Raw genomic sequence first — 12,801 nt, forward strand, 5'->3', positions numbered from 1 at the left:
TCGGTGGGTCAGGCACATGGGTATCGATTGATACACCGCCATTGCGAACAAGCCCGCTCCCACAGGGAGATTTGAGTGTTTTTCGGGATCGGTATCTAGCTAACTAAATTTCTGGCAGCTGCAACTTCTGGTTACAGGTTGGTGATAATCTCGGCCTCCCCTCGATCAAGATTTGCCTCCAGATGCCCAGCCAAGAGCCCTTGCTGTTACGTCACCACCGTCCGTTTCTCGCGTTTTGGCTGGCCCGGGTGTTTACCGCCAGTGGATTTCAGATGCTCACGGTGGCCATTGGCTGGAACCTCTACCAGTTGACCGGCAATGTGCTCGATCTGGGTCTGGTCGGCTTGGTGGAATTTGCGCCGCGTGTGCTGTTCATGCTGCACACCGGGCACGTTGCGGACCGCTATGACCGGCGCAAAGTCGCGGCGATCTGCCAGTCGCTGCAAGCACTGATCGCCCTGTCGCTGGCCATCGGCAGCGCCACCGATCAGGTCACCCGGGAAATGATCTTCATCCTCGCGTTCCTGCTCGGTGCCGCGCGCTCCTTCGAAATGCCCACCACACAAGCCCTGTTGCCGAGCATCGTGCCCAGTGCGCTGTTTCCTCGCGCGGTGGCCGCCGCACAATCGGCGCAACAATCCGCCACCATCGTCGCCCCGGCGCTCGGTGGTTTGCTCTACGCCTTCGGCAGCGTCTGGGTGTATGGCCCGACGGTGATCCTCTACATCATTGCCTGCACATTGATGCTCAACCTGCCGGCCCGACAAACACCGCTGAACAAGGGCAAGGCGACGCTGGACTCGCTGCTGGCGGGCATCCGCTTCATTCGCAGTCGCCCGGACATTCTCGGGGCGATCTCTCTGGACCTGTTTGCGGTCTTGCTCGGTGGCGCGACGGCGCTGCTGCCGGTGTTTGCCAAGGACATCCTGCTCACAGGTCCATGGGGTCTGGGCCTGCTGCGATCCGCGCCGGCAGTTGGAGCGTTGTTGATGTCGTTGTTCCTGGCGCGATATGCGGTTGAGCGCAACGTCGGACGGGTGATGTTCACGGCGGTCGGTGTATTCGGCGTGGCCACTATCGCCTTCGGCCTCTCGACCTCGTTCTGGTTCTCTCTTGCGGTGCTGGTAGTGCTGGGCGCGGCAGACATGATCAGCATGGTGATCCGCGCCTCGTTCGTACAACTGGAAACCCCGGACGAAATGCGTGGCCGGGTCAGCGCCGTCAACGGTCTGTTCATCGGCGCTTCGAACCAGTTGGGCGAGTTCGAATCCGGGCTGACCGCCCACTGGTTCGGCACCGTGCCAGCGGTGGTCATGGGTGGGATCGGCACACTGGTGGTGACCGGGGTCTGGGTGAAACTGTTCCCAAGCCTGGCCAACCGCGATCGCATGCATGTGCCGGTGGAAGAAGTGAAGGTCTGACCCGCTTTAAACCAACAACTCCCCCGCCACCGCCGCACGCGTGGCTTTGCCGCAGAGCTGTTCCACCAGCGTCAGAGCGAATGCCAAGGCGGCCCCGGAACCCTGGGCGGTCACGCAGTTGCCGTCGACCACCACCGGTTGGTCGACGAAATTGCAGCCCAACAGCTGATGACTGGCCGAGGGCAGACACGTCATGCGCCGCTGACGCAATACACCGAACTGTTGCAGCGCGACCGCCGGGGCTTCGGCGATGCCCGCGAACAAGCGTCCGGCGGCGACCTGATCCTTGATCAGTTGTTGCAGGGGCTGATGGGCCGCCAGGTGTTGCGCACCGACGGCGCCGCCGGGCAAGGCGATAAGGTCGAACGGCTGGGCCAACAGATCCACCAGCATGGCATCGGCCGTCAGCCGGGTGCCACGGGCGCAGGTAAGCATGCGCCGCCCCTCGATGCTGGCCACCACCACTTCAACGTTGGCGCGGCGCAGTACATCGACCAGGGTCACTGTTTGCAGGTCATCGATGCCCTCGGCGAGGGTAATCAAAGCTCTAAAGGTCATGGGTGCAGTCCACAAGATGATCTTTAAAGCTTAGTCAGCTTTCCTGACGCTTGTGCGAGTGCAGCCGTTACTTGATGTAAAGCCGCGTCGACATTGTGTTGCCCGGTGCGTTGATCGAGGTATTGCTGAAGGTAAAGATGCCGCTCTGCTTGCCGGCCAGGTCAAGGACGTACAGATAACCGACGGTTTTTCTCCCAGCGGTGCACTCGGTCAGATTACCGGTATCAAAAGCACAGACTGGCGTGCGAGTGCCGTTCAGTTCAAAACCGTCCAGCGCGACAAACGCCTCGCGGCCGTAGCCGACTTCCAGCACATAAACCTTGATACTCGGGCCGCTGTGGTCGCAGCGCGTCTGATCCTGCCCCGCGGCAATGTTTTCAAAACCACATCCTGGCGACTCGACCTTGAGCACTTTCAATTGGCTCAACGGTGGCGCTATCGCGGCAGAGGCGTTTTGCGCCCCCAGCAACAAGGCAAACACGACGCCAATCACGGTAATCACAGGCTTTTCCATGCAATACATAGCTCCCCCCAAAATCAGCGCGCAGTATGGCTCATACATTCACGGCGCCGGGCGCGYCACGGGGAGCAGACATGCTGGAAAGGCTGTTTCAACTCAGAGCACACAACACCAACGTGCGGACCGAGATTCTGGCGGGCGTCACGACTTTCTTGGCCATGGCCTACATTCTGTTCGTCAACCCGAGCATCATCGGCGAGACCGGCATGGACAAGGGCGCGGTGTTCGTCGCCACCTGTCTGGCCGCGGCCTTTGGCTCCACAATGATGGGCCTGATCGCCAACTACCCGATCGCGCTGGCGCCGGGCATGGGCCTGAACGCCTTCTTCAGCTACACCGTGGTCCTGCACATGGGCCACACCTGGCAAGTGGCACTGGGGGCGGTGTTCATCTCCGCGGTGTGCTTCTTCCTGCTGTCGATCTTCCGCATCCGCGAATGGATCATCTACAGCATCCCCTTGCCGCTGCGCTCGGCGATTGCAGCCGGTATCGGTCTGTTTCTGGCGCTGATCGCCCTGCACAACGCCGGCATCGTGGTCAGCAACCCGGCGACCATGGTCGGCCTCGGTGACCTGAAACAACCGGCGCCCATTCTCGCGACCCTGGGCTTTGCCCTGATTGTTGCCCTCGAAGCGCTGAAAGTGCGCGGAGCGGTGCTGATCGGCATTCTGGTGGTGACCACCGCTTCGATCGTGATGGGCTTCACCCCGTTCGGCGGCGTGATGTCGATGCCGCCCTCCCTGGCCCCGACCTTCCTGCAACTGGACATCAAAGGTGCACTGGACATCGGTCTGATCAGTGTGATTTTCGCCTTCCTGTTTGTTGACCTGTTCGACAACTCCGGCACCCTGATCGGCGTCGCCAAGCGCGCCGGCCTGATGGACAAGGACGGCCGCATGCCGAAAATGGGCCGCGCGCTGGTCGCCGACAGTACCGCGGCCATGGCCGGCTCGCTGTTGGGTACCTCGACCACCACCAGCTACATCGAATCCGCAGCCGGCGTGAGTGCCGGTGGCCGCACCGGCCTCACCGCTGTTGTGGTAGCGATTCTGTTCCTGTTGGCGCTGTTCTTCTCGCCATTGGCCTCCAGCGTTCCGGCATTCGCCACGGCACCGGCACTGTTGTTCGTCGCCGTACTGATGACCTCAGGCCTGGCCGAAATAGAATGGGACGACATCACCGTTGCCGCACCGGTCGTGGTCACCGCGCTGGCCATGCCGTTTACGTATTCCATCGCCAACGGCATCGCCTTCGGTTTCATTTCCTGGACCGTGATCAAGCTGCTGTCCGGGCGCACCCGTGACCTGAACCCGGCGTTGGTGATTCTGTCGATTCTGTTCGTGATCAAGTTGGGTTGGTTCAACGCATGACTTTTGATTCCCAGGCCTACGCCGTTCAGCTCGAAGAAAAGGTCACGCGCCTGCGTGACCTGCTGGCCCCGTTTGGTGCGCCGGAACCTGCAGTGTTCGACTCACCGCTGCAAAACTTTCGCCTGCGCGCCGAATTCCGCCTGTGGCGCGAAGCCGGCGAGCGGCACTACGCGATGTTTTCCCAGGAAGACAAACGTACGCCGATCCTGATCGAAGAGTTTCCAATCGCCAGTTTGCGCATCAATCAGTTGATGCCGCAGCTCAAAGCGGCATGGAAAGCCAGTGCGGCCCTGAGCCACAAGCTGTTTCAGGTGGAGTTCCTGACCACCCTGGCCGGCGATGCGATGATCACCCTGTGCTATCACCGCCCGCTGGACGAGCACTGGCATACAGCAGCCACGAAACTGGCCGCCGACCTGAACGTCAGCATCATCGGCCGTTCGAAAGGCAAACGCGAAGTGATCGGCCACGATTACGTGGTCGAGAAGCTCGAAGTCGGTGGTCGCACCTTCAGCTATCGCCAGCCGGAAGGCGCGTTCACCCAGCCCAACGGCACCGTCAACCAGAAGATGCTCAACTGGGCTTACGACGCCCTCGGTGATCGCACCGACGATTTGCTGGAGTTGTACTGCGGCAACGGCAACTTCACCCTGCCGCTCGCTACCCGCGTACGCAAAGTGCTGGCCACGGAAATCAGCAAGACTTCAGTCAATGCTGCCCTGAGCAACCTCAGCGAAAACGCGGTGGATAACGTTACGTTGGTGCGCCTGTCCGCCGAAGAGCTGACCGAAGCGCTGAACGAAGTCCGCCCGTTCCGTCGCCTGCACGGCATCGACCTCAAGAGCTACGAGTTCGGTAGTGTGTTCGTCGACCCGCCCCGAGCCGGCATGGACCCGGACACCTGCGAGTTGACCCGACGTTTCGACAACATCCTCTACATCTCCTGCAACCCGGAAACGCTGGCGGCGAACATCGCCCAGTTGCACGACACGCATCGCATCACTCAGTGCGCGATGTTTGACCAGTTCCCGTGGACGCATCACATGGAGTCCGGGGTGTTGTTAACCCGTCGTTAATTACAGTTGCCCGTACAAATCAGCCGTCATCACGACGGCTTTTTTGTGGGCGATCAAAGAGCCGAATCCACCTTGCGCGGGCGACCACCCTTTTTGCCATTGGCCCGCGCCGCCTCGGCCTTGGCAACACTGCTCTGGCGACCATTGCGCGAGGCGATGACGGAAGACGCCATGTCCATCAGTGGCTTGCTCGCTGAAATCAATCCAGCAATGGACACCTGTAAATCACGGCCTTCATGGCAGAGCGCGGTTCCTGAAAAGCCGACCTTCAAATCAACGAAATCCCCATCGTCAAAGCCATCAAACTCCGGGTAATTCCTCGCCGGAAGCAGCACGCCACTGCCGTCTTCAAAGCTGACGACCAGGCAATGTCCTGTCCACGTCACTGCTGTCGCATTCAAACCGCTACGACGACTCAACTCGCCTCGCTGAATGGCCTGATCCAGTATTTCTTCGGTGACGGGGCGATCCGCCTGAATGTTCGCCTGTATCGTTTTCATAATTCGATTTCCACTCCCTCGGCAGCCCCCAACAGGGCCAACAACGTCTTGTTCGTTTCGGGCTCGTAACAGGCCGAGCCAATCACGTAGGTCGTGCTGGCGATTCGTTTCATCACGACCACTTCATTGCCCTCCCAATCCCACAACTGATTGTCGAGGCAGGCCGTGCGCAATTTGCTCCACCAGATGCCGCGTGCTCGCCGTAAATGCGCCGGTTGCCGCAGCGCCTGACGCAACCCCTCAAGCACCGCTGAAGGGGGGCGCTGCGAATGAGGTACGACATCCCAGAGTTCTACGCCGTTGTGCCAGAAACTGAATTTGAATCGTGCGCTCCACGTTTGGGCATCGACGTGAACATGGGGCGGACAGTGTTCATCGCGCAGCATGACGACCAATGAAAAGCCCCTGTAGCGACATACATTCATGCTAACCCATCCGTTAGGTTATAGAGTGCAAAGATTCTCCATTCCTTGAAGAACCCGATAATGGGTGCGATCTGATTTCAGACTAGCGCTTGAGCGTTTTTTGACTCCCGATCTACCGCGTCAAAATAGTAAGCAATCCTTTCACCCCGCCCGCAAATAAGCCGCCGCTCCAGATAAGCACTGTCACAGAAATTTCATCTACAGTGACGCCATGCAGCAGCCCTCATTTGATCCCCGGTGTAATCAATCATGCAGCGAGTCTTCGATGATCTTCAGCTGGGCAGCATCGAACTGTTTTGCCTGGCAGCCGAGGCCGGAAGCTTTACCGCCGCCGCGTTGGTAGCAGGGGTAACGCCGGCCGCCGTCAGCCGTTCGGTATCGCGCATGGAAGAACGCCTGGGCGTGCGGCTGTTCGCGCGCACSACCCGTAGCGTGAAGTTGACCGACAGTGGTCGCCGGTATTACGAGGAATGTCGCCAGGCGCTGGCGCAACTGATCGAAGCCCAACGCGAGGTCATGGGTCAGCAGCAACAACCGTCCGGTACGTTGCGAATCAGCATTCCCACGACTTATGCACACCACCGGATTCTGCCGTTACTGCCGGCGTTTCGGGCGCGTTTTCCCGAGGTAAAGGTCGAGTCGCACATCAGCAATCGCAACATCGATTTCGTTAGCGAAGGTTATGACATGGCCATCCGCGTGCGGGCGATTCCGGATTCTGGCTTGATCGCCCGACATCTGGAGGACGCCGCGCTGGTGCTGATTGCCTGCCCCGAGTACCTCAAGCGCGCGGGCGTTCCGCAAACCCTGGACGACCTGGCGCAGCACGAATGCATTCAGTACGAACTGCCCAGCAGCGGTCGGCGGATTGCCTGGCTGTTCAATGACAACGGCGCATCACGGGAGATTCTGGCCGAGGGCAATCTCAGTTGCTCTGACGATGTACTCGGCGGCGTAACCCTGGCCAAACACGGGGCGGGTCTGTTTCAAACGTACCGGTTTATCGTCGAAAACGAACTGACCAATGGCTCGCTGGTGGAAGTGTTGAAGCCTTACAGCGGACGTTCGCGACCGTTCACGTTGCTGTATCCGCAAAGCCGCCATGTGCCCCTGAAGTTGCGCGCCTTTATCGACTTCCTGATTGAGCATCTGCCCCGATAAATCTCGAAACTGTCCGATCACCGCCCACAAATCCCGGTTGAGGCATCACTTCAATTGACCAAATTAACCATCTAGTACAATTTATCTCCACAGGCTGAACCAACAGCCGCTTCCAAAAACAATAAGTGGAGAGACCCTCGATGCCCCCTATCGTTCTGGTGCTCAACGGCCCGAACCTTAACCTGCTTGGCACCCGTGAACCGGCGACTTATGGTCACGAAACCCTGGCAGACATCTCGGCCCTATGCGGACGCGCCGCTGAAGAATTCGGCCTGGCCGTGGAGTTTCGCCAGACCAACCACGAAGGTGAGTTGCTCGACTGGATTCATGCCGCTCGCGGTCGTTGCGCCGGAATTGTGATCAACCCCGCCGCATGGACTCATACCTCGGTTGCGATCCGCGACGCCCTCGTCGCCAGCGAACTGCCGGTGATCGAAGTCCACCTGTCGAACGTCCACGCTCGTGAGCCTTTCCGCCATCACTCGTTCGTCTCGGCCATCGCCACCGCTGTGCTGGCCGGTTTTGGCAGCCTCGGCTATCGCCTGGCGCTGGAACATTTCAGTCTGCAATTGAAGAGGTGAACGTGATGACTCAGCACAAAACTGTATTGGCCGGGCTGATCGGCGCCGGAATTCAAGCGTCTCGCACCCCAGCGCTGCACGAGCACGAAGGCGACGCGCAAGGCATGCGTTACCTCTATCGCCTGATCGACCTGGATCAATTGCAGCTCGACAGCAGTGCCCTGCCCGACCTGCTGATGGCGGCCGAGCGGATGAATTTCACCGGGCTGAACATCACCTTCCCGTGCAAGCAGGCAATCATCCCGTTGCTCGACGAACTGTCGCCGGAAGCGCGCGGCATCGGCGCGGTGAACACCGTGGTGTTGAAAGACGGCAAACGCATCGGCCATAACACCGATTGCCTGGGTTTTGCCGAAGGTTTTCGCCGAGGCTTGAAAGATGCTGCCCGTGGGCATGTCGTACAAATGGGTGCCGGAGGCGCAGGTGCGGCAGTGGCCCACGCACTATTGAGCGAGGGCGTACAACTGCTGAGTATTTTCGATGTGGAGATCAGCCGCGCGCAGGCGCTGGCGGACAACCTCAATCAGCATTTTGGCGCAGGCCGAGCGGTGGCCGGGCATGATCTGCCAAGCACAATGGCCCAAGCGGACGGGCTGGTGAACACCACGCCCATGGGCATGAAAAAACTGCCGGGCATGCCGGTGCCACTGGAGCTGCTTCGCACTGAGTTGTGGGTGGCGGAGATTGTTTACTTCCCACTGGAAACCGAACTGCTGCGCAACGCCCGCGCGCTCGGTTGCCGGACCCTGGACGGCGGCAACATGGCGGTGTTTCAGGCGGTGAAGGCGTTTGAATTGTTCAGCGGCGTCGTGCCGGATGCGCAGCGAATGCTCGCGCATTTTYAGAGAATGAATGGCTGAGTGGATGCAGTGAGGGGGCAATCCCCTCAATGCACATCAAGCCTGCAAGTAGCGCAACACTGACTCGCAAATCATCGCCCGATGACGCTGCTTGATGGCTTCGTCGGGCAAATCGATCTGAAAAATCTCACCAAAGGTATGACGGTTCGACACGCGATAGAAGCAGAACGAACTGATCAACAGATGCACATCCAGCGGATCAAGTCCGCTTCGGAATACCCCCTCCTCGGCACCGCGACGCAAAATTTCGCCCAGTGAATCGAGGAGCGTATTGTTCATCGCCTTGATCGCATCGGAGCGCTTCACGTATTCAGCGTTGTGAATGTTCTCGATGCTGACGATGCGCACGAAATCGACATTGCGATCATGGTGGTCGAAGGTGAACTCCACCAGACGACGGATCGCCTCGACCGGCGCCAGCTCGGTCAGGAGCATACGGTTTTCGGTGCTGCGAATATCCCCGTAGAGCTTTTCCAGCACTTCAACGTACAGCTGCTCTTTACTGCCGAAGTAGTAATAGATCATGCGTTTGGAGGTGTGGATGCGCTCGGCGATCGCATCAACGCGAGCACCGGAAAGCCCCTGCTGGACGAACTCGACAATCGCCTCTTGAAGGATGTTTTCGCGGGTTTTTTCCGGATTGTTTTTGCGGCTTTTGCGAGGCTCGACGAGGGGTTCGCCGGGCACTGCGGAGCGTTCAGAAGTCATTGTCATTGCGGGCTCACGGCCATCACTGCACAGGCTGGCGATTATGGGCCGCGCCGCACAGCGAAGGAAGCCGTGCGGAAGCGGTTTGTGATCGACGCTTACGATTTTCCTACAACTTGGCCTGACGAATGGCCCCGCTACGGGATTTGGCCATCGCCGCCAGTCGAACCGCGACGTTGGCCGCGCCGTAGCCAGCATAGCCGTTCTTGCGCTGAATGATTTCAAAAAAGAACCGCCCTTCGAACGGCTCGGTGTACACATGAAACAGCTCGCCGCCTTGGGCGTCGCGGTCGTACAGCACATTGTAATACGCCAACTCGCTGAGGAACTCGTCATCGAAGTCGAAGCGCGCGGCGAGGTCGTCGTAGTAATTGAGCGGGATGTCCAGCAACGGCACGCCCGCCTCTTTCGCCCGGCTGACTTGCGCAAAGATGTCGTCGCAATCAAACGCGATGTGATGCACACCGGAACCGCGATAACTCGACAGCGCGTGTGAGATCGCGGTATTGCGGTTCTCGGAAATGTTCAACGGCAAGCGGATCGAACTGTCGCGGCTGCGCAGCGCACGGCTTTTTACCAGGCCGTATGGGTCGGGTAGCACTACCTCGTCATCGGCTTCGAAATCCAGCAGGCTCTTGTAGAACAGCACCCAACTGTCGAGGCTGTCGGCCGGCAACGCCATGGCCATGTGGTCGATACGCTTGAGGCCGCCGCTGGTCACAGYCGCTGGAAGCAGGTTGAAGTCAGTGCCGTAGACGTCAGCGTCCTGGTCCACCAGGTAAATCAGGCTGYCGTCCGGAGCACGTACCGCCGCCAACTCCAATTCATTGGGGCCGACCAGTCCGCGATACGGCTGACCTTTGTAAGCCACGGCCCGGGCCAGCGCGCTCGCGCTGTCTTTGACCCGCACAGCGGTGGCGCACAGCGATGGGCCGTGGGCTTCGAAAAAACTGTGGGCGAACGAGTAAGGCTCAGAGTTGAGGATCAGGTTGATATCGCCCTGACGCAGCAGGCTAACGCTCTTGGAACGATGCTGCCCGGCCTTGACGAAACCCAGCCGCTCCAGCCAATGGGAGAGCTTGGCGCCGAGGCTTTCGTCCACGGCGAATTCCAGAAACTCGATACCGTTGTATTCGCTGGCAGTGGGTGTCTCGAACAGGATGTCGAGGTTGGGCGCCAGTTGAGCTTCCTGCGCCAGACGCTGGCGGGTTTTCTCCTCGAGGTACAACAAGGAGCGCAAACCGTCAGCAGCATTGGCCCGTGGTGGCGCGGCGCGGAAACCGTCGTTGAAGATTTCCAGCGACAGTGGCCCGGTGTAGCCACTTTTGATAATCGGCGCGAGGAAACCCGGCAAATCGAATTCGCCCTGGCCGGGGAAGCAGCGGAAGTGTCTGCTCCACTCCAGCACGTCCATGGCCAGGATCGGTGCGTCGGCCATTTGCACGAAGAAAATCTTATCGCCTGGAATATCGGCGATGGCGCTCGGATCGCCTTTGAGCGAGAGGGTGTGAAAGCTGTCCAGCAACACGCCAAGACTCGGATGGTCTGCCTGGCGGACGATGTTCCACACCTGTTGATAAGTGTTCACATGCCGGCCCCAGGCCAGCGCTTCGTAACCGATTCGCAGGCCACGCGCACCGGCGCGTTCGGCCAGCAGGCGCAAGTCGTCAACGAGGATTTGCTCATCGCCGACAGAATCAGCGGACGCGTTGCTGCACACCAACACCAGGTCAGTGCCCAGTTCCTGCATCAAGTCGAACTTGCGCTCGGCCCGTTCCAGGTTGCGCGGCAGTCGGTCACGGCGGCAGCCTTCGAAGTCGCGGAATGGTTGAAACAGCGTGATCGCGATCCCGAGATCGGCGCACATCTGTTTAACTTCCCGTGGGCTACCGTCGTAGTAGAGAAGGTCGTTCTCGAAAATCTCCACCCCGTCAAAACCGGCGGCGGCAATGGCTTCGAGTTTTTCCGGCAGGGTACCGCTCAAGGAAACGGTGGCAATGGAACGCTGCATATTTCGACTCCCGGTGGTGGAGACAATCTTGTTATCGATATCGCACGCTTTCTGTAGCAGCTGGCGAAGCCTGCGTTCGGCTGCGAAGCAGTCGTGAATTCAGGCGACGCGGTCATACAGGTAAACCGCGTGCACAGGGTTTACGACTGCTTCGCAGCCGRACGCAGGCTTCGCCAGCTGCTACAAGGATCGCGTTTAACGAGGGGGAATTATTGGCCTGGCGGAATCGCACAGCAATGCAAAGTGTACTATCCGGTTAGTTTTGCGTGCGATTATCGAACAAAATGGCCTTTGGCGAATTGACGATTTTTTGTCCACTCCGCAACATTCACTCACATTGAGCCCGATCACGATCCGTCGGGCCCGGTTACCAAAGACCCAGAACACCACATAAAAACAATTGGTGAACTACATGACTCCTTCTCAAAGCTTTCCCGTGGAGCGCTCCTCCATGACTCCTGCCAGCGGCGGTATCGGCGACAAGATCCGCGGCGCCATGGCAGTCGGCAAAACCCGTTGGGGCATGCTGGCGCTGGTGTTTTTCGCAACAACCCTGAACTACATCGACCGTGCCGCCCTCGGCGTCATGCAGCCTATCCTCGCCAAGGAAATGAGCTGGACGGCGATGGACTATGCCAACATCAACTTCTGGTTCCAGGTCGGCTACGCCATCGGTTTCGTGCTGCAAGGCCGCTTGATCGACCGGGTCGGCGTGAAGCGCGTGTTCTTCTGCGCCGTGCTGCTCTGGAGCCTGGCCACCGGTGCCCACGGCCTGGCCACTTCGGCGGTCGGATTTATGGTCTGCCGATTTATCCTCGGTCTGACCGAAGCCGCCAACTACCCGGCCTGCGTGAAAACCACGCGCCTGTGGTTCCCGGCCGGCGAACGTGCGGTGGCTACCGGTATTTTCAATGCCGGGACCAACGTCGGCGCGATGTTCACTCCGATGCTGTTGCCGCTGATCCTCCACGTGTGGGGCTGGCAGGCTGCGTTCCTGTGCATGTCGGCGCTGGGCGGTATCTGGTTGCTGTTCTGGGGCCTGAAATACTTCAACCCGGAAGACCATCCAAGCGTCAAACAATCAGAGCTGGACTACATCCAGAAAGAAGTCGAACCGGAACAGGCCCGCGTGCCGTTTTCGAAAATCCTGCGCATGCGTGGCACCTGGGCCTTCGCCCTCGCCTACTCGATGACCGCGCCGGTGTTCTGGTTCTACCTGTATTGGCTGCCGCCGTTCCTCAATCAGCAATACAACCTGGGGATCAACGTGACCCAAATGGGTATCCCGCTGATCATCATCTACCTGACGGCAGACTTCGGCAGTGTCGGTGGCGGGATTCTCTCCTCGTTCCTGATCGGTCGTGGGGTCAACCCGATCAAGGCGCGACTGATGTCCATGTTCCTGTTCGCCTGCTGCATCATCGGCGTGATCATGGCGGCCGGCTCGAGCAGTCTGTGGGTCGCGGTGGCGGCTATCTCCCTGGCCATCGGCGCGCACCAGGCCTGGACCGCGAACATCTGGAGCCTGGTGATGGACTACACGCCTAAACACATGATGAGTACGGTATTTGGTTTTGGCGGCATGTGCGCAGCCATCGGCGGGATGTTCA

The 12,801-nt window shown here is 59.4% G+C and carries 13 protein-coding genes; 7 read left to right on the forward strand and 6 right to left on the reverse strand.

The window, feature by feature from the left end; genetic code table 11:
• The first annotated feature begins 182 nt into the window (after positions 1-182).
• The gene (locus AC1DSG_RS11065; protein WP_477790918.1) at positions 183-1,421 is read left to right on the forward strand and encodes an MFS transporter; all 1,239 of its coding nucleotides are present in this window, start codon (positions 183-185) and stop codon (positions 1,419-1,421) included.
• Between the two features lie 6 nt (positions 1,422-1,427).
• On the opposite strand, the gene AC1DSG_RS11070 is transcribed toward AC1DSG_RS11065, so the two are convergent.
• A complete protein-coding gene (locus AC1DSG_RS11070) occupies positions 1,428-1,979 on the reverse strand; it encodes a DJ-1 family glyoxalase III (RefSeq protein WP_477790919.1) in 552 nt (183 codons plus the stop codon).
• Positions 1,980-2,046: 67 nt separating this feature from the next.
• Positions 2,047-2,502 (reverse strand): DUF4879 domain-containing protein, encoded by a 456-nt coding sequence (locus AC1DSG_RS11075; protein ID WP_477790929.1) that lies wholly within the window; start codon positions 2,500-2,502, stop codon positions 2,047-2,049.
• A gap of 71 nt (positions 2,503-2,573) precedes the next feature.
• Here AC1DSG_RS11075 and AC1DSG_RS11080 point away from each other — a divergent pair, with 71 nt between their 5' ends.
• Both AC1DSG_RS11080 and trmA read left to right on the forward strand, forming a co-directional pair.
• Entirely contained in the window at positions 2,574-3,869 is a 1,296-nt protein-coding gene (locus tag AC1DSG_RS11080; protein ID WP_477790920.1) for an NCS2 family permease, read from the forward strand.
• Positions 3,866-4,945, forward strand: a complete 1,080-nt coding sequence (gene trmA, locus AC1DSG_RS11085; RefSeq protein ID WP_477790921.1) for a tRNA (uridine(54)-C5)-methyltransferase TrmA — start codon at positions 3,866-3,868, stop codon at positions 4,943-4,945. Before AC1DSG_RS11080 ends, trmA begins: the two co-directional genes overlap by 4 nt.
• Before the next feature lie 53 nt (positions 4,946-4,998).
• On the opposite strand, the gene AC1DSG_RS11090 is transcribed toward trmA, so the two are convergent.
• A complete protein-coding gene (locus tag AC1DSG_RS11090; protein WP_477790922.1) occupies positions 4,999-5,445 on the reverse strand; it encodes a DUF2442 domain-containing protein in 447 nt (148 codons plus the stop codon).
• On the reverse strand, positions 5,442-5,870 hold the full coding sequence (locus tag AC1DSG_RS11095; protein WP_477790923.1) for a DUF4160 domain-containing protein: 429 nt from the start codon (positions 5,868-5,870) through the stop codon (positions 5,442-5,444). Before AC1DSG_RS11095 ends, AC1DSG_RS11090 begins: the two co-directional genes overlap by 4 nt.
• A 249-nt stretch (positions 5,871-6,119) precedes the next feature.
• Between AC1DSG_RS11095 and AC1DSG_RS11100 the strand changes: the two genes are divergently transcribed.
• From AC1DSG_RS11100 to AC1DSG_RS11110, 3 genes are all read left to right on the forward strand, one after another.
• Complete coding sequence (locus AC1DSG_RS11100; protein ID WP_477790924.1) at positions 6,120-7,031, forward strand: LysR family transcriptional regulator; 912 nt, start codon at positions 6,120-6,122, stop codon at positions 7,029-7,031.
• Positions 7,032-7,171: 140 nt separating this feature from the next.
• Entirely contained in the window at positions 7,172-7,612 is a 441-nt protein-coding gene (aroQ, locus tag AC1DSG_RS11105) for a type II 3-dehydroquinate dehydratase (RefSeq protein ID WP_007946605.1), read from the forward strand.
• A gap of 5 nt (positions 7,613-7,617) precedes the next feature.
• Complete coding sequence (locus AC1DSG_RS11110) at positions 7,618-8,472, forward strand: shikimate dehydrogenase (RefSeq protein WP_477790925.1); 855 nt, start codon at positions 7,618-7,620, stop codon at positions 8,470-8,472.
• Between the two features lie 36 nt (positions 8,473-8,508).
• Here the strand turns inward: AC1DSG_RS11110 and AC1DSG_RS11115 are convergent, their stop codons facing one another.
• Together AC1DSG_RS11115 and quiC are read right to left on the reverse strand one after the other, a co-directional pair.
• Complete coding sequence (locus tag AC1DSG_RS11115) at positions 8,509-9,186, reverse strand: TetR/AcrR family transcriptional regulator (protein WP_477790926.1); 678 nt, start codon at positions 9,184-9,186, stop codon at positions 8,509-8,511.
• Between the two features lie 103 nt (positions 9,187-9,289).
• On the reverse strand, positions 9,290-11,191 hold the full coding sequence (gene quiC / locus AC1DSG_RS11120) for a 3-dehydroshikimate dehydratase QuiC (protein WP_477790927.1): 1,902 nt from the start codon (positions 11,189-11,191) through the stop codon (positions 9,290-9,292).
• 451 nt (positions 11,192-11,642) lie between these two features.
• Between quiC and AC1DSG_RS11125 the strand changes: the two genes are divergently transcribed.
• A partial coding sequence (locus AC1DSG_RS11125) for an MFS transporter (protein ID WP_477790928.1) occupies positions 11,643-12,801 on the forward strand: 1,159 nt, incomplete at its 3' end.

Source organism: Pseudomonas sp. P5_A12 (genome assembly GCF_056400685.1).

Excerpts from the sequence above, each read along its gene's own strand:
- AC1DSG_RS11065 (WP_477790918.1), top strand. The coding sequence starts at position 183 with ATGCCCAGCCAAGAGCCCTTGCTGTTACGTCACCACCGTCCGTTTCTC.
- AC1DSG_RS11070 (WP_477790919.1), bottom strand. The coding sequence starts at position 1,979 with ATGACCTTTAGAGCTTTGATTACCCTCGCCGAGGGCATCGATGACCTG.
- AC1DSG_RS11075 (WP_477790929.1), bottom strand. The coding sequence starts at position 2,502 with ATGTATTGCATGGAAAAGCCTGTGATTACCGTGATTGGCGTCGTGTTT.
- AC1DSG_RS11080 (WP_477790920.1), top strand. The coding sequence starts at position 2,574 with ATGCTGGAAAGGCTGTTTCAACTCAGAGCACACAACACCAACGTGCGG.
- trmA (WP_477790921.1), top strand. The coding sequence starts at position 3,866 with ATGACTTTTGATTCCCAGGCCTACGCCGTTCAGCTCGAAGAAAAGGTC.
- AC1DSG_RS11090 (WP_477790922.1), bottom strand. The coding sequence starts at position 5,445 with ATGAAAACGATACAGGCGAACATTCAGGCGGATCGCCCCGTCACCGAA.
- AC1DSG_RS11095 (WP_477790923.1), bottom strand. The coding sequence starts at position 5,870 with ATGAATGTATGTCGCTACAGGGGCTTTTCATTGGTCGTCATGCTGCGC.
- aroQ (WP_007946605.1), top strand. The coding sequence starts at position 7,172 with ATGCCCCCTATCGTTCTGGTGCTCAACGGCCCGAACCTTAACCTGCTT.
- AC1DSG_RS11115 (WP_477790926.1), bottom strand. The coding sequence starts at position 9,186 with ATGACAATGACTTCTGAACGCTCCGCAGTGCCCGGCGAACCCCTCGTC.